Raw genomic sequence first — 15,770 nt, forward strand, 5'->3', positions numbered from 1 at the left:
GTCATGGGTGCTATCGGCCTCAGCGCGCTGAGTGCCGGGAGGCAGGGGAGGAGCCTGGGCTTTCTCTGCCTTGCCGTGACTGGCCTTCTCATCCTGGATCCCTCGCTTGGTACGAGTGTGGGGTTTCTCTTGTCTGTCCTCGCTACCCTGGGAATTGTCCTGTTGGCACGGCCCATCGCCTCTTGGGCTCCAGCATGGGTGCCTTCCTGGCTGGCGTCCGCCGTCGCCGTCCCCTTGGCCGCTCAGCTTCTGTGCAGCCCGGTCATCATGGCCTTGCAACCGCAGTTCTCCAGCTACTCACTGCTGACGAATATCGCAGTTGCTCCGTTTGTCCCACCCGTGACGATCTTGGGAACCATTGCGGTTCCCCTCGTTCCGTTACTTCCGTGGCTGGCAATTGTTCCGATAGCCGTTGCAGGGGTCAGCTCGGCAATGGTGGCGGGAATCGCCAGGTTTTTCGCAGGACTTCCGGGAGCGGCCCTGCCGTGGCCGGAAGGTGCCACGGGAATCGCCACCATGATTCTCTGGTCCGTTGTCACCATCCTGCTGGTGTGGCTGGTCCTGCATCCAGCGTGGGTAGGCTCAGCCTTACTCTCGTTGCATCGCCGCTTGGTGTTCCTCATAGCCGCGGGGGAGTCGGCTGTCCGTCGCCGCTGGACCGATGGCCATTCCGCCGGCTCGCAGCCGCCCGGTAGGGGACCGCGGGTTTGAGGAACACCGTCCGGGACGCTGCACGTGGGAGACTGGGACCAAAGCAAAACCCTTCTGGAAGGAAGCAACATTGGCTGCTGGCCAGGTCTCCAAGGCCAAAACCTCCGCGGCGAACACCGCCAGCTGGCGGGACGTTACCCCGTCCGCGGTAGTGCTCATCACCGGCCCTGAGGAGTACCTCGGAATCCGGGCAATGGATCGGATCCGCTCGCAGGTGCGCGCCGCGGCACCCGAAGTGGAAATCAGCAGGCTCAATGCCGGAAGCTACGAGTCCGGTTCCCTCGCAATGGCGGTCACGCCGTCGTTGTTCGACGAGGCCAAACTCATCGAGATCGAGGGCCTCGAATCGATGAACGATGCCTTCCTTGCCGATGCCTTGAAATACGTCACCCAACCGGAGAACGACGTCGTGTTGGTCCTCCGCCACGGTGGCGGGGTGCGCGGAAAGAAGCTCCTGGACGCCATCAAGTCGTCCGGATGGCCAGTGGTGGACTGCCAGCCCTTGAAAAAGGACGCCGAGAAAACAGCATTCGTCGTCTCGGAATTCAAGGCAGGCGGCCGCCGCATCGAAGCGGAAGCTGTCCAGGCCCTCGTCAATGCAGTCGGTGCCAGCCTCTCCGAGCTTGCTGCGGCATGCAACCAGCTCATCGCAGACGCCACCACCGCGGTCGACGCAGCCACCGTGGACCGCTACTACGGCGGCCGCGTGGAAGCCACGGCTTTCAAGGTTGCGGACGCCGCCATGGCCGGCAACGGGCCGCAAGCCCTGTCCAGCCTCCGGCACGCCCTCGCCACCGGGGTCGACCCGGTGCCGCTGGTGGCCGCCCTTGCCGCAAAGCTGCGCACCCTGGCCAAGGTAGCCGGCGCCCAAGGATCGTCGGCACAGATTGCCAAGCAGCTTGGCATGCAGCCTTGGCTCGTTGAACAGGCCCAACGTGACGTACGGCGTTGGACTCCCGAAGGCCTGGTCCGTTCCATCCAGGTCACGGCTGAAGCGGATGCCCAGGTGAAGGGCCTCTCGCGGGATCCCGTGTACGCGGTAGAGCACGCCGTCACGGTCATTGCCAACGCGGCCCGCGGCCGCTAGAGGGGGCTGGTGCCCGGCCGCTGGCCAACTCAGCCCGGCGCCGCGAGTTTCATCCCACGTACATCCCGCCAGTCCACAAGAAAGTCAGCAGGCGTGCCGCGACGCGCTCTGCGTGTCACCAGTGCACGAAGAGGCGGCCGGCTGGTACTCAATTTCGGGGCAATCACCACTCAATTTCGGGCAATGACCACTCAAATTCAAGCCAACGGCCGCCCAGGCGGCCCTTTTGACCGTAGATTTCGCGGTGGGGGAGTCCTTCCTCCGGATGCCGCGCCCGACGTGTCTGCCCTCTGAGATGCCGGACGTGTGACTTTGCTTTGGGGACAAGGCCGAGTCTGTGGCCGACCAAGCCATCTTCGTCGGCCATGCCAGCAGTCACTTTCCATGTGTGACTGCGAAAGTCACCGAATGAAAGGAACATTCATGTCAACTCCCGTTGAGACTCGAAACCGAAGCAACGGCTCATTCCCAGGGAAGATGGCGAAAATTGGAGGCGTCAGCTTTGCACTCTTCGTCACAGTGTCGGTAGCTTTTCAGGCCGCCGCTACCCTCGGCATCTCGTCCGCCCTTGCGACGAACATTTACTTTGCACTCAATGCTCTTTCTTGGGCAGCGGCCGCTGCAGCAGTCGTGGCGTCTTTCGGTATTGGAGCGGCAGTGGCTGGGCTGGTTTTTGGTCTGGCCAAGAAGTGGGCGCTGAAGCAGTTCGTTGCATGGTAAACCGCTGACACTTACGTGCTAACCCCTGGGAGGGCCACAATGAACTCACCGAACGTCAACCATAGGCGTCCTCGTGTATACGCTGTGGTCCTCTCCGGGTGTAAGGCCACCTTCACTAACGATTTTCGGCGAAGGTCCCGTCGACTCCAGGACCTTCTGACGAGTTTAGGCTTTTCATCGCACACCACCGCAATTAACAATGCACTAATATTTGGGCATTTGTTGACACTACTAATCGTCGGCGTCGGAATAGTGTGGACGCCTCAGCCGACTGGGTTAGCCACATTGGGAATTCCGCTCAACACTCCTGACGTAGTGAGCATCGTGACGGTGCTGTTGGCAATGGCACTTTTACAAACCAGGCGCCGCTACAGGAAAACCCATCGTTGCTGGAACACCGTGTCAGCACCCCTAGACGTAGGGATGCGTGCAGGTTTGGTCCTTACGGATCTTGGTCTCGCCGGCATGCTCATCCTTCAGAACCTGCGGTGGCACAATGTCAATAACCTGTTAGCTGCCGGGGCCCTCGTAATCTCATCATTTCTTGTCGTGGCACCGCTGAAGAGAGCGGGGATCCGGGTGCTCGTTGTTTTGATTGTTGCCTTGTCTGCGTGCAGCCTAATTCTTCTCTTTACGAATGCACCGTCGTTTGATATCGATGAAAGCTTCGGCTCCGAATCGGCTTACAAGTTGTTGTTGATCCTGGCTGGTACAGTTCTTACAGCCGCGTCCACCCCTGCCCTCTACAGGGCCACCGCTCATCCTCGTGCCCGACGTAGCCGAGGGCTGATGATTGATTTATCAAATAAGGCAGCATGCATTTTGCTCTTGTCAAGCCTGGCCTTGTCCGTCATGGAAATGACACCGTGGCCGTGGACGGCGCCGTTTATTGCTCTTGCTGTCTTCTTCTCGGGTTTAGTTCTGTATCGATCATCTTTCGTACGGATCTCTTCACCTGAAACCTTGGGCTTTGCCCTATTCCTAGTAAGGCTTAGACCATCCTGGGTAAGGCCGCTCATTATCCGCAGCCTGGTAACTGCGACCGTAGTGACTGCGCCATTGAGCTTTGTGTTATGTGTATTCTTCATTTTAGGAAAGTACACCCAAGCGGCGGTTTTGCTTGTTGCTCTTGTCGCTCTCGAGATAAGCATCGACGCCTTGATCGTCCAGCGTCGGACAGCCGTCATGCCAGGCTCGCAGATCTCGAAATTGGCGCAGAAATCCAAGGCAGGCTTAGGCGCGGCGCTTTGCGCTGGCCTCACAGTTGTGTTCTCAGGCATTCTCGGCACCGCTGCACCGCAAGCAACACAAAGTCCCTGGCTTGGCGTCACGTCTAGCGCACTGGCTCTCGTGGCTGTTCTCTTGACAGTCCTTGTTCTCAACGACGCACCTGCGTGGCTGCGTGAACTTTCAGCCAGCGGAACGGAGGACACATGAAATCTCTAGCGCGTGTAGATCATGCCTTTGGATCCCACGTCATCTTTGACCGTGGCTCTGTAGATCTTCCGGACCGAGGCGTTGTTGCGCTTCGAGGGCCGAATGGATGTGGCAAAACGACCCTACTCAAGCTCCTCGGTGGCATGATCTCGACGTCGTGCACTGAAATCGCGCGGTGGAGAAAGGACTTCACGGCGGTCTATCTAGACACGGACTTTCTTACCCTCGACTACCTCACGGTCGAAGAACACTTGGATATGGTCAGGCCGCTGATTGGCCCGTCGGAGATGCCGGAAGGGGACGGGCACCATCTTCTGACGGAACAGATGATGCCAACCAAGGTTGCAGACCTATCCCTCGGACAGCGCCAGCGACTTGTTCTGACAGTAGCTTTGGCACTCAAGAACGTCGATGTCCTACTTCTCGACGAGCCTCTTAACGGATTGGACCAGCAAGGCTCTTTAGTTGCACGCCAGTCAATGCTCGCCGTAGGAAGAAGCCGACTGATCCTCGTGGCTACCCACGAGGATGACCACTGGACCGACTACGATCTCGCGGTCCGCCAGAAGGATACGATCGAACTGCGCCCAACAGGAGCGCGAAAATGAGCAGTCGTCTCACCAATAGCGTTCGCACTCCTTTCAAAGCCTTGCGTTCCCGCTTCCCATATCTGGGCACCGATTTCTTGAAAATTCTGATCGCCATAGCCTGCGGGATTGGTCTTGCTTCTCTCTTCACGTGGGGCAGTAGTACTGACGTGACCTCGATGAGCGCGCCAAGAATACTTCTGCACAACGCTTCCTTGGCAGTTCTCGCACTATTTCTGACCCACTACGGTGCGATGGTCATGATGATACTCAACGGCATTTGGCTAGGGATGGGCATGGTCGCAAGTACCGCGGCTATTGGGCTCCACCAGACCGTTGCGCTCACCGCAGTCCACATTCCACTCGAGATCGTAGCGTGGGCACTCACAACCCAAGGGGCACGCCTGTTCTGGCCAACACTTCTCGGAGTGATCAGAGGAGAACACACTTGGCGTCGTATGGCTCAAAAGATGCGCGAAGTCCTCATCACCCCAGCCACCTTCTACCTCCTGGCGGCCCTTGCCGAGTGGGCCGAAGACGCACTACTTGAAAGGTAAGTCATGACCTCCGCGAGCCCAAAAACGTCCGATCATCCCGCACCGCAGAGCCCGAAGAAAATCAACCCTGTCTGGATCATCTGCCTCCTGCTCGCATACACTGCTGCTGCCCAATTCGCGGTGGGATCGAGCATTGAACGGCTGGTCACGGAAAATGCCGAACACAACCAGTTTTCGAGCCTAGAGGTGCTCGTCACCTTCCTTCGCGTAGGCGTCATTATCTGGAGTATTCTGGCATCGTTTCTGCAGGCCCTCGTACTGAGGCTTATATACAAGGGCATCGTCAAAGGACGTGGCCCCACCCTTGGAGCCAGCTGGTTTTGGGTTCTTCTAGGTCAAATCCCGTTCATGGCCACCGTCCTCGTCATGGGACTGTTTTTGCAGCCCGAAGCGCTCGGTCTCCTCGGTCAAGCCTGGGTGCGTATTCTGTTCGGCACCATCGCAGGGGCCATCTACATTGCGGCTGCCAAGACGGTGTTTGTTGCCCCGAACGGGCGCCTTGCGATTCTCTTCGTCATCGTCGCCATCGTAAACTCGGTCCTGCTCGTCTCAGGTAGCTCCGCCTTAAATACCTGAGGCCGGCACCCAGGGGTGCCGGCCTCACGTTCAGCTCAGTCGAACTGGATAAACCTTAGAGTGCGTTGACCTTTTTGGAGATCGCCGACTTGCGGTTTGCAGCGTTGTTCCTGTGAATAACGCCCTTGCTGACAGCCTTATCCAGCTTACGGCTGGCAGCAACAAGAGCCTTTGCAGCGGCATCCTTGTCCGTGGACTCAACGGCGGTGGCAACGGCGCGGATGGCCGTCTTCAGCTCAGACTTGACAGCGTTGTTACGCAGGCGAGCCTTCTCGTTGGTGAGGATGCGCTTCTTCTGGGACTTGATATTAGCCACGTGTGTGAACTCTCTTTTTAATGCGGAAATGGTCTAGAGGGTTTTCAGGTTGGCCATCGACTGAGCGGCGTGGGGATGCCTATGGCAGCCAACCATGAGTGGCCGTCGACCTGCACGGACACACAGCCATAAATATTATCAGACTCGGCGCTTTTCCGGGGATTTCGCGTCTACGCCGAGTCGTGTTGTCCGCTGAGCCGACGTGCCACCAGTTGGAAAGTGCGCTTGTCGAGGACGGCACCCTCGCGCCGGACGTCCGCCGGATGGACGCGAACCACCCGGTCTACCCTGACCTCACTGGGCCGGCCTTGGGGGTCCCAGGCGCCGGTGCCGATGTCGAGGTAGTCGTCTGCACGGTGGCCGTTGTCGTGGTCTTTGCTGGTGAGCATCAGCCCCAGCAGCCACCCGCCGTCGTGCCCTATCAAAAGCACTGGCCGATCCTTGCCCTGGGAATAGTCCTCTTCGTAGGGGACCCAGGACCACACGATCTCTCCGGGGTCCGGTTTGCCGTCGGGATTGGGGGAGTACCGCGGAGACACCGCGCCCCGGAAGTCGCCCGGATATGGGCGGGAAAGCTGCCCGACGCCGGTGCTTGCGTTCCGGGTCCGGCTCGCCTTCGTCGCTGCCCCGCCTTTCCGGGGCTGGCCAGGGCGCGTGCCGGCCGGGGCTCCGATGATCCGTCGAAGGTAGCCCAGGGAGCCTTTGAGGAGTCTGCCAAGCAAATGTGTGTCCGATGCCATGGAACCACCGTACTTTCCCTTGCCATGCCGCGTCGCTCACATTGCAACGGCGCCCGATCACGGTGCACAACCGGCGTCATGTTCATGGGAGACTATTAGTTCAGATATGCGGCATCGGCCGGAATGGTCCAGACCAGTCCGGAGTCCGGCCGTGTGAGTATCGACAGTAAGGACCCTGCGTGTCTCCCATGGCCCGCACCGCACCGGTGCCCGCCGCGACAGATCCGGCCATCATCCGGAACTTCTGCATCATCGCCCACATCGACCACGGTAAATCCACCCTGGCCGATCGCATGTTGCAGTACACCGGCGTCGTTAAGTCCCGCGACATGAAGGCCCAGTATCTGGACCGCATGGATATCGAACGCGAACGTGGCATCACCATCAAGTCCCAGGCTGTCCGCATGCCCTGGGAACTTGACGGCACCAGCTACGCCCTGAACATGATCGATACCCCTGGCCACGTTGACTTCACCTATGAGGTTTCCCGTTCCCTCGCGGCCTGCGAAGGTGCAGTCCTTTTGGTGGACGCGGCGCAAGGTATCGAGGCCCAGACCCTGGCCAACCTCTACCTGGCGATGGAAAACAACTTGACCATCATTCCGGTGCTCAACAAGATCGACCTCCCGGCCGCCCAGCCCGAAAAGTACGCGGCCGAGCTCGCCAACCTGATCGGCGGCGACCCCGAGGACGTGCTGCGGGTCTCCGGCAAGACCGGTGTTGGCGTGGAGGCCCTCCTGGACAAGATCGTCCGCGATCTTCCAGCCCCTGTCGGCGACCCCGACGCGCCGGCCCGCGCCATGATCTTCGACTCTGTGTATGACACATATCGCGGCGTGGTCACCTACGTGCGCGTCGTGGACGGCATGCTGCACCCGCGCGAGCGGATCCAGATGATGTCCACCCGTGCCACCCACGAGCTCCTGGAAATCGGTGTCAGCTCTCCGGAACCTACTCCCTCAAAGGGGCTGGGCGTCGGCGAAGTAGGCTACTTGATCACCGGCGTGAAGGATGTCCGCCAGTCAAAGGTCGGCGACACCGTGACCAACCTGGCCAAGCCCGCTTCGCAATCCCTCGCCGGTTACGCAGATGCCAAGCCCATGGTCTTCTCCGGCTTGTATCCCTTGGACGGCACGGACTATCCCGTGCTCCGGGATGCCCTCGAGAAGCTCATGCTCAACGATGCAGCGCTCGTCTACGAACCTGAGACGTCTGCCGCCCTGGGCTTCGGTTTCCGCGTGGGCTTCCTTGGCCTGCTGCACCTGGAAATCACCCGTGAGCGCCTTGAGCGCGAGTACAACCTCGACCTCATCTCCACCGCCCCCAACGTTGAGTACGAAGTCACGCTGGAGGACAAGCGGGTCCTGCACGTCACCAACCCGAGCGAATACCCCACCGGCAAGATCGCTGAGGTCCGCGAACCGATGGTGTCCGCCACCATCCTGGCGCCGAATGAGTTCGTGGGCGCCATCATGGAGCTGTGCCAGAGCCGCCGCGGCGTCATGGGTGGCATGGACTACCTCTCCGAAGACCGGGTGGAAATCCGGTATCGACTGCCGCTGGCGGAGATCGTCTTCGACTTCTTCGACATCCTCAAGTCCAAGACCCGCGGCTACGGTTCGCTGGACTGGAAAGCCGACGGCGAGCAGGTTGCCGACCTGGTCAAGGTGGACATCATGCTCCAGGGTGAGCAGGTTGACGCTTTCAGCGCCATCACCCACCGCGACAAGGCCTACGCCTACGGCGTCATGATGACAGGCAAGCTGCGCGAACTCATTCCCCGCCAGCAGTTCGAGGTGCCTATCCAGGCCGCCATCGGGTCGCGGATCATTGCCCGGGAGAGCATCCGCGCCATCCGCAAGGACGTCCTTGCCAAGTGCTACGGCGGTGACATCACCCGTAAGCGCAAACTTCTGGAGAAGCAGAAGGAAGGCAAGAAGCGCATGAAGATGGTGGGCCGCGTGGAAGTTCCACAGGAAGCGTTCATCGCAGCCCTGACCACCGACGAATCCAAGGACAAGGCCAAGAAGTAATGGCGCTGTTCGCCCGGAACACTGCGGGACAGGCGCGCGCCGTTGCGGTGCGCACAGGACAGGCACGAGGGGAAATCCGTGCCTAGCGTTCTTCCCCTCGGGGATCCGGCACCTGCGGACGGCCTCTTGCCGCCGCAGGTGCTCGACGGCGTCGATTCGCGCAAGTTTGGACTGTACGTCCACATACCTTTCTGTGCCGTGCGTTGCGGATACTGCGATTTCAACACCTACACCGCCACCGAGCTTGGCGGCGGCGCCTCCCAGGACGCCTACGCGTCTACTGCCATTTCGGAAGTGGAGTTCGCCGTCCGGGCCATGGAAGCGTCCGGGCTGCAGCAGCGGCCCCTCAGCACGGTGTTCTTCGGCGGCGGCACGCCGACTCTGCTACCTGCTGAAGATCTCGCACGCATCCTGACGGCCGCCGTCGGGCACTGGGGCCTGGAAGCGGGAGCCGAAGTCACCACTGAAGCGAACCCGGACTCTGTGACGCCGGAGTCCCTCCAGCTGCTCGCAGACGCCGGCTTTACGCGGATTTCCTTTGGCATGCAGTCGGCGGTCCCTCACGTGCTCAAGGTCCTGGACCGTACGCACACTCCCAGCCGGGTCCCCTTGGTGGTCCAGTGGGCGCGCGACGCCGGACTTGCCGTGAGCCTCGACCTCATCTACGGCACTCCCGGCGAGTCCATGGCTGATTGGCAGACCTCCCTGGAGACTGCTTTGTCCTATAGTCCGGACCACATCAGCGCCTATGCGCTGATCGTGGAAGAAGGCACCAAGCTGGCGGCACAGATCCGGCGCGGAGAAGTTCCCGGGATCGACGACGACGACCACGCCGCCAAATACGAACTCGCCGATCAGCTGATCAGCGCCGCCGGGCTGGACTGGTACGAGGTCAGCAATTGGTCCCGCACACCCGAACAGGCGTGCAAACACAACCTTGCCTACTGGCGGGGGGACGATTGGTGGGGCATCGGACCCGGTGCGCATTCCCACATGGGCGGCGTCCGCTGGTGGAACGTCAAACACCCCACCGCCTATGCCAACAGGCTCGGTGGCGGGGTGTCGCCGGCCGCTGGCCGTGAAACGCTCGACGCCGGAACCCGGGAAGTGGAACGCATCATGCTGGAGGCGCGCCTCGGCACCGGGCTTCAGGTCGACGCGCTCGACAAGGTGGGCCGCCACGCCGTCGCAGGCCTCATTGCCGACGGCCTGGTTGAGCCTGGAGCGGCCTTCCAAGGACAGTTGATCCTGACACTCAAAGGCCGGCTACTCGCGGATGCCGTGGTCCGCCGGATCCTTCCGGACTAGCGCCCGACGCGGGCGCCCGGCGCGGGAACCGGCACAGGCACCCGCGAAGACCGGCTACTTGATCCAGCGCAGGTTGAGGCGGTAGCGGTGCGGCTGTCCGTGGTTGACGCGGATTCCGGCTGACACCGAGAAGCAGGTCACTGCGACCCAGATTGCCGTGGCAAGGACAGCGAACAGGTTTCCCACCACCGGGAGCAACACAAGGACGTTGGCGAGCACTGCGGCAATCGTCGGAGGCAAGGTGAAGTTGAGCGCTTCCTTGGATTCCTGTGCCGTGAAGGGGCCACGCTCGCGGAAGATCAGGTAGATCAAGAGCGAAGGAACGCAGCCAAGGATCCCGCCGAAGTGCGCCAGTGTTGCCCACTGCCGGTCTTCCGAGGCGGTCAAAGGCAGCGCGTTGGCAGGAACGCCGTGGTACTGGGACTGGCCCGAAGTGCCGTCCCGATCGTCAGGAGCGTTGTCTGCCACAGTTTCTTCCTTCGAGTGTCTATCGGTGCAGTGTTGCTGTCCCAGAATACTTGCTCGGCACGCGATCAGCCGACCAACTCCTTGATCGCAAGTCAGGGCACGGTCAGGAAATCGATCACTTCTTCCACGCGACCCAGCAACGAGGGCTCCAGATCGGCGTAGCTGTGGACGGCGCCCAGAAGCTTTTGCCAACCCAGTCCGACGTCTTCGGCCGTCTCATGCGGCCAGCCGAACGACCTCAGGATGCCGGTCTTCCAATCCGTGCCACGCGCGATGGTCGGCCATTGCTCGATCCCCAACACCTTGGGCCGGATTGCCTGCCAGACGTCCACATAGGGATGTCCTACGATCAGGACGTTTCCCGCGGCACCCTGCAGCGTCATGGCGTCGGCAGCAATCCGCGACTCCTTCGAATCCGGTACCAAGTGGTCCACGAGGATTCCGAGCCGGCGGCCCGGGCCGGGGGAGAACGCGGCAATGGCAGCCTTGAGATCGTCCACGCCGTGCAAGGGCTCGACGACGATGCCCTCCACCCGGAGATCATCTCCCCAGACCTTTTCCACAAGTTCTGCGTCGTGCTTGCCTTCCACCCAGATCCGGCTCGCCTTCGCGACTTGGGCGCGCTGACGGGCCACGCGGACGGATCCCGATGCCGTCCTGCCTGCTTGCGCCGCGCCCTTTGCGGCCGCTGCGCGTGGCGCCGGCGGAAGGAGCTTCACTGCCTGTCCCTCCAGCAGGAATCCGAAGCCGAGCCGGAACGACTTGGTCTTTCCCCGCCGATCCTCAAGCACCACAATGTGCATGCCTCCGGACTTCTCCACCCTGGTCACGGCCCCGACCCAACCGGACTGCACGTCCTCGAGAACCATCCCGCGTTCAACCGGCACCTCAGGCAGTTGCCGTTTGGCAGGCGAGGAGAGGTCTTGCGGGCCCCAATTGTCATAAGACACGGTCTTCACACCACTTTGCGCTAGGGGATCGGTCACGGTCCGTGGCATTTCCCAGGACCGCGCGGGAACCATGTTCGCCGCGAGCGGTACCAATGCTAACAACGAGGTGGCTCATACTAGACTTGTTAGCACTTGGGCATGTTGAGTGCTAATTGTTGAAATACCGGATTGTTGAGTACTTGACCGATCAGTACCGGCTGTTGAATGGAGGTGGGCAGTGAGCGAACCACGCAAGCTTGAAGTGTTACGCGCCATCGTGGAGGACTACGTTCACTCCCGCGAGCCAGTCGGCTCCAAAGCCTTGGTCGAACGGCACCATTTGGGAGTGTCGAGCGCAACCATCCGCAATGACATGGCCCTCTTGGAAGAAGAAGGCCTCATTGCGGCACCACACACGAGTGCGGGCCGCATTCCTACGGACAAGGGCTACCGCCTGTTCGTCGACCGTATTTCTGAGGTCAAGCCGCTTTCGGCCGCCGAGCGCCGGGCCATCCACTCGTTGCTTGAGGGACCCGACGACGTCGAGGACATCCTTGAGCGCACCGTCCGGCTCCTCTCCCAACTGACCAACCAGGTCGCCGTCGTCCAGTATCCGCACCTGAGCCGGGCGCGCGTCCGGCACATTGAGTTTGTCCTTTTGGCACCGCGCCAGGTCTTGGTGGTATTGATCGCCGATTCGGGCAAAGTGGAACAGGGCGTTGTGCACGCAGCAACAGACGCCACTGACGAAGAGCTCATGGCCTTGCGCGCGCGATTCCTTGGAAGCATTGCCGGCTCCCAGCTCGACCTCATGCCGCAAGTCCTGCCCTCGGTGGTTGCCTTGTGCCCTCCGGCGCTTCGGAACCTTGCGGGCGCGCTTGCCCATGGTCTGGACAGGCTTGCCGAGCGGAGCCGCGACGAACGCATGGTCATGGCAGGCACGGCAAACCTGGCCCGCTCCAACGTGGACTTCCCCCTGAGCATCGGCCCGGTCCTCGAAGCGCTCGAGGAGCAGGTGGTCATGTTGCGGCTGTTGTCGGACATGGCGGAGGACCCCCGGGGCGTCACGGTGAGCATCGGCCGCGAAAACCCCTATGACGGCCTCTCCGAGGCTTCGGTGGTTGCCACGGGCTACGGTCCGGGCAGCAGTGCCAAGATCGGCATTCTTGGACCCACCCGCATGGACTACCCCAACACCATGGCGGCCGTACGTGCCGTCGCACGCTACCTTTCCCGCATTCTGGGCGGCTGACGGCCTCGGCTGGAAACCGCCCCGCAAGAAAAGCAGTGGAACCGTAAACAAGGAAGAGATACCGACTTTGAGCAGTCACTATGACGTTCTGGGCGTCTCGCCGGAAGCAACCGGCGAGGAGATCAAGAAGGCCTACCGCAAGCTCGCACGCAAGCTGCACCCCGATGTGAACCCCGGGGCCGGCGCTGCCGAGGAATTCAAGGCGGTGACCCACGCTTACGAGGTCCTCTCCGACCCCCAGAAGCGCCGCGTCTACGACGCCACCGGCAACGAGAACGGGACCGACAACGGTTTCGGCGGAGGCTACGCGGGCCAGGGATTCGCCTTCCAGGACATCTTCGACACCTTCTTCGGCGGAGGAGGCGGCGGCATGCAGGGCCCCGCATCACGCATGCGCCGGGGGCAGGACGCCCTGATCAGTGTGCGCATCGACTTGCGCGAGGCGGTGTTCGGTGTCAACAAAAAGCTTGAGGTGGACACCGCTGTCATCTGTCCCACGTGCGAAGGCTCATGCTGCCGTCCGGGCACCCACCCGGAGCGCTGCGACATCTGTGGCGGTTCGGGCCAGGTCCAGCGGGCTGTCCGCTCGATCCTCGGCCAGGTCATGACCGCCGCACCGTGTGGATCGTGCGAAGGATTCGGCTCGATCATCAAGGATCCTTGTAATGAGTGCAACGGCCAGGGCCGCATCCGCAGCCGCCGTTCGCTGACGGTCAAGGTGCCGGGCGGCGTCGCTACCGGGACCCGCATCCAGCTGTCGTCGCAAGGCGAAGCAGGTCCCGCGGGTGGTCCTCCAGGTGACCTCTACGTGGAGATCCGGGTCAACAGCGATTCCACCTACATCCGGGAAGGCGACGACCTTCACGCGACGCTGAGCGTTCCCATGACTGCCGCGGCACTGGGTACCGAGCTGCAGCTAGAGACTTTCGACGGTCCCCAGGAGATCGACGTCAAGTCAGGCACGCAGTCCGGCGAAGTCATCACCCTGCGTGGACTGGGCGTCACTCATCTCCGCGGCTACGGCAGGGGAGACCTCAAGGTGCACCTGCACGTTGAGACGCCCGGCAAGCTCGATGCCGCACAGGAAGACCTGCTTCGCCAACTGGCCAAATTGCGCGGAGAGCAATTCACCGAAGGCAAGCTTGTGGCCAGTGGCGGTATGTTCGCGAAGCTGCGGGACAAGCTCGGTAACCTGTAGCGGTGAGCAACCCCGTATTCTTCACAGCAGCCGGAACGCTTGACGGGCTCGGCCCTGGTGACTCTTTCGTGCTCGACGGCGCCGAAGCCAGGCATGCTGTCACCGTCAAGCGCTTGGAAATCGGCGAAGCCGTCGATATCGCCGACGGTGCCGGAAAACGGCTCACGGGCAGCGTGACGGAATCCGGGCAGGGAACCTTGACGGTCCTTGCCTCCGCTGTCGAGGAGGAGCACCAGCCAACCGTGCGGCTCGTGTTGGTCCAGGCCCTCGCGAAGGGCGACCGTGACGAGCTTGCCGTTGAGACGGCCACGGAACTCGGGATCGATGCCGTCGTGCCCTGGCAGGCGGAACGTTCCATTGTCCGTTGGAAGGGTGACCGGGCTGCAAAAGCCCACGCGAAGTGGCAATCCGTGGCCACCGCAGCCGCCAAGCAAGCGCGGCGCGCGTGGATCCCCGAGGTGCGTACCGCCGTCGACGGCTCCGGCCTGGCTGCGGCGGTTGCCGCGGCCGACCTGGCGATCATCCTGCACGAGGACGCGAAACGTCCGCTGCGGGATGTTCTGGAGAAGTGGCAGGCCGTGGTCTCCGAGGCGGATACCGGAGCGGGACGGGAAGTCCTGCTCATCGTCGGCCCGGAGGGTGGCATTTCACCGCGCGAAGTGACGAAGCTCAGCGACGTCGGCGCCGTCACCGCGCTCTTGGGCCACCACGTGCTTCGCTCGTCGACGGCGGGTCCTGCCGCCGTCGTGCTGGCCAGCGACATCCTGGGGCGCTGGTAGCTCGCAGCGCACGTCCTGGATCAGCGAACGTCCTCAGCGAACGTTGAAACTCCGGGTATCCGTTGCGACGTCGGCGTCGTTGGGTCCCACCAGGGAAACCCGCAATTCATAGCGGCCCGCTCCGAGCCCCACTGTGAGGCTGAAGACCCCGCCTTGTCCGGGAACCGTCGAAGCGGTGGTCTGCCCGGCGAGGTAGGAAGACTTGTCACCGTTTGAGTTCTCGCGAAGGATTTGCCAATGCAGTTTCTTCGAGGGATCCGCGCTCCGGCCGTTGAACTTGACCGGACCGGCAGGCAAGGTCAGATCCTCCTGCGGGTCAATGATCCACACCGGTGCCACCATGGATGCGTCGCGGACCATCGGATCGCCCAGTTTGACCTGTCCGAATGCCATGTAGTCCGTGTGCCCGTCCACCAGGATGGTCACTTTGATCTGCTGTCCGGAATCGATCAGGCCTGAACTCGCGGCCGCAGCGGTAGCGGTGTAGACGAGTTCCTGGACCGCCCGCTGTGCCATCCCGGCATCGAGATTGGAATTGAACGCGTCGCGGGAAACATCGACCGTGACCACATTCTTACCGGAAATCGAGGTCGCCAGGCTGCCCGGGTTCTGCCACGGAGTGAAGAAATCGTGATCCAACGGCTTCTGGGACATCATGATCCGCAGGGCCGTCGTGATGGGGTTTTCATTGCCTGGGTTGTCACGGAATTCGCGGTACAGGAAGGTGTCCGTGTCGCTGCGCCCGATCCAATACACGGGGATCTTGTTTGAGGCCTGGGTTGTTTCGAGCGGAGCATTGCTCTCGGGAGCCGTCTGCAGGGCAGCCGTCGGGATGGGGACCGGCGTCGTGGATCCCTGTCCGGTGCGGTCGGCAATGCAACCCGACAGGACCAAGGCAGCCGTCAGTGCGGTCACAAGCATGGCGGAACGTTTCCGGATGCGTGTGCCGTGTGAAATCCCGGCTGGCCTGGTGATGGTGGATTCCTGCTCGTGTTCGGCCGCTGTGAGGCGGGGGAGTCATGTGCCCGGTGACCGGGCACAGGGGCATTTTTGCCCATGAATCAGCTTGTCA

General features: G+C 61.8%; 17 protein-coding genes. 12 read left to right on the plus strand and 5 right to left on the minus strand.

Going from position 1 to position 15,770, the window contains the following annotated elements; all coding sequences use genetic code 11:
- The first annotated feature begins 3 nt into the window (after positions 1-3).
- The 7 genes from ABH924_RS02435 (at position 4) to ABH924_RS02465 (ending at position 5,675) form a co-directional block, all read left to right on the plus strand.
- Positions 4-711, plus strand: coding sequence for a ComEC/Rec2 family competence protein (locus ABH924_RS02435; protein WP_404496627.1), 708 nt, complete (start codon positions 4-6; stop codon positions 709-711).
- Positions 712-781: 70 nt separating this feature from the next.
- Positions 782-1,798 (plus strand): DNA polymerase III subunit delta, encoded by a 1,017-nt coding sequence (holA, locus tag ABH924_RS02440; protein WP_404496629.1) that lies wholly within the window; start codon positions 782-784, stop codon positions 1,796-1,798.
- A gap of 423 nt (positions 1,799-2,221) precedes the next feature.
- Positions 2,222-2,518 carry a hypothetical protein gene (locus ABH924_RS02445; protein WP_404496631.1) on the plus strand — a complete coding sequence of 99 codons (297 nt, stop codon included), beginning with the start codon at positions 2,222-2,224 and terminating at the stop codon, positions 2,516-2,518.
- A 315-nt stretch (positions 2,519-2,833) separates the two neighbouring features.
- Complete coding sequence (locus tag ABH924_RS02450) at positions 2,834-3,955, plus strand: hypothetical protein (protein ID WP_404496632.1); 1,122 nt, start codon at positions 2,834-2,836, stop codon at positions 3,953-3,955.
- Positions 3,952-4,563 (plus strand): ATP-binding cassette domain-containing protein, encoded by a 612-nt coding sequence (locus ABH924_RS02455; RefSeq protein WP_404496634.1) that lies wholly within the window; start codon positions 3,952-3,954, stop codon positions 4,561-4,563. The genes ABH924_RS02450 and ABH924_RS02455 overlap by 4 nt, the downstream gene beginning before the upstream one ends.
- On the plus strand, positions 4,560-5,099 hold the full coding sequence (locus ABH924_RS02460) for a hypothetical protein (protein WP_404496636.1): 540 nt from the start codon (positions 4,560-4,562) through the stop codon (positions 5,097-5,099). The genes ABH924_RS02455 and ABH924_RS02460 overlap by 4 nt, the downstream gene beginning before the upstream one ends.
- A 3-nt stretch (positions 5,100-5,102) precedes the next feature.
- Entirely contained in the window at positions 5,103-5,675 is a 573-nt protein-coding gene (locus ABH924_RS02465; RefSeq protein ID WP_404496637.1) for a hypothetical protein, read from the plus strand.
- Between the two features lie 55 nt (positions 5,676-5,730).
- Here ABH924_RS02465 and rpsT read toward each other — a convergent pair whose 3' ends face one another.
- Complete coding sequence (rpsT, locus tag ABH924_RS02470) at positions 5,731-5,991, minus strand: 30S ribosomal protein S20 (RefSeq protein ID WP_234749222.1); 261 nt, start codon at positions 5,989-5,991, stop codon at positions 5,731-5,733.
- A 170-nt stretch (positions 5,992-6,161) separates the two neighbouring features.
- Positions 6,162-6,731 (minus strand): type II toxin-antitoxin system PemK/MazF family toxin, encoded by a 570-nt coding sequence (locus ABH924_RS02475; RefSeq protein WP_404496639.1) that lies wholly within the window; start codon positions 6,729-6,731, stop codon positions 6,162-6,164.
- Positions 6,732-6,910: 179 nt separating this feature from the next.
- On the opposite strand from ABH924_RS02475, the gene lepA reads away from it, so the two are divergent.
- Entirely contained in the window at positions 6,911-8,764 is a 1,854-nt protein-coding gene (gene lepA / locus ABH924_RS02480; protein WP_234749224.1) for a translation elongation factor 4, read from the plus strand.
- Positions 8,765-8,842: 78 nt separating this feature from the next.
- Positions 8,843-10,072, plus strand: a complete 1,230-nt coding sequence (gene hemW / locus ABH924_RS02485; protein ID WP_404496641.1) for a radical SAM family heme chaperone HemW — start codon at positions 8,843-8,845, stop codon at positions 10,070-10,072.
- Between the two features lie 54 nt (positions 10,073-10,126).
- Here the strand turns inward: hemW and ABH924_RS02490 are convergent, their stop codons facing one another.
- The gene (locus ABH924_RS02490; protein WP_234749226.1) at positions 10,127-10,540 is read right to left on the minus strand and encodes a DUF4870 domain-containing protein; all 414 of its coding nucleotides are present in this window, start codon (positions 10,538-10,540) and stop codon (positions 10,127-10,129) included.
- A gap of 92 nt (positions 10,541-10,632) precedes the next feature.
- Complete coding sequence (locus tag ABH924_RS02495) at positions 10,633-11,490, minus strand: DUF3097 domain-containing protein (protein ID WP_404496643.1); 858 nt, start codon at positions 11,488-11,490, stop codon at positions 10,633-10,635.
- Between the two features lie 217 nt (positions 11,491-11,707).
- Between ABH924_RS02495 and hrcA the strand changes: the two genes are divergently transcribed.
- From hrcA to ABH924_RS02510, 3 genes are all read left to right on the plus strand, one after another.
- Complete coding sequence (gene hrcA, locus ABH924_RS02500) at positions 11,708-12,721, plus strand: heat-inducible transcriptional repressor HrcA (protein WP_404496645.1); 1,014 nt, start codon at positions 11,708-11,710, stop codon at positions 12,719-12,721.
- 67 nt (positions 12,722-12,788) lie between these two features.
- A complete protein-coding gene (dnaJ, locus tag ABH924_RS02505) occupies positions 12,789-13,919 on the plus strand; it encodes a molecular chaperone DnaJ (protein ID WP_059390014.1) in 1,131 nt (376 codons plus the stop codon).
- Positions 13,920-13,921: 2 nt separating this feature from the next.
- Positions 13,922-14,698: a 16S rRNA (uracil(1498)-N(3))-methyltransferase gene (locus ABH924_RS02510; protein WP_404496647.1), complete on the plus strand. Its 777-nt coding sequence runs from the start codon at positions 13,922-13,924 to the stop codon at positions 14,696-14,698.
- 33 nt (positions 14,699-14,731) lie between these two features.
- On the opposite strand, the gene ABH924_RS02515 is transcribed toward ABH924_RS02510, so the two are convergent.
- Positions 14,732-15,619, minus strand: a complete 888-nt coding sequence (locus tag ABH924_RS02515; protein ID WP_404496649.1) for a GerMN domain-containing protein — start codon at positions 15,617-15,619, stop codon at positions 14,732-14,734.
- Between the last annotated feature and the right edge of the window lie 151 nt (positions 15,620-15,770).

This window comes from Arthrobacter sp. GAS37 (assembly GCF_044908325.1).
GTDB classification, from domain to species: domain Bacteria; phylum Actinomycetota; class Actinomycetes; order Actinomycetales; family Micrococcaceae; genus Arthrobacter; species Arthrobacter ramosus.

What these genes read in the sequence shown, in the direction of transcription:
- ABH924_RS02445 (WP_404496631.1), top strand. Translation starts at nt 2,222, where the DNA reads ATGTCAACTCCCGTTGAGACTCGAAACCGAAGCAACGGCTCATTCCCA.
- ABH924_RS02435 (WP_404496627.1), top strand. Translation starts at nt 4, where the DNA reads ATGGGTGCTATCGGCCTCAGCGCGCTGAGTGCCGGGAGGCAGGGGAGG.
- ABH924_RS02460 (WP_404496636.1), top strand. Translation starts at nt 4,560, where the DNA reads ATGAGCAGTCGTCTCACCAATAGCGTTCGCACTCCTTTCAAAGCCTTG.
- ABH924_RS02515 (WP_404496649.1), bottom strand. Translation starts at nt 15,619, where the DNA reads ATGCTTGTGACCGCACTGACGGCTGCCTTGGTCCTGTCGGGTTGCATT.
- ABH924_RS02475 (WP_404496639.1), bottom strand. Translation starts at nt 6,731, where the DNA reads ATGGCATCGGACACACATTTGCTTGGCAGACTCCTCAAAGGCTCCCTG.
- ABH924_RS02465 (WP_404496637.1), top strand. Translation starts at nt 5,103, where the DNA reads ATGACCTCCGCGAGCCCAAAAACGTCCGATCATCCCGCACCGCAGAGC.
- ABH924_RS02455 (WP_404496634.1), top strand. Translation starts at nt 3,952, where the DNA reads ATGAAATCTCTAGCGCGTGTAGATCATGCCTTTGGATCCCACGTCATC.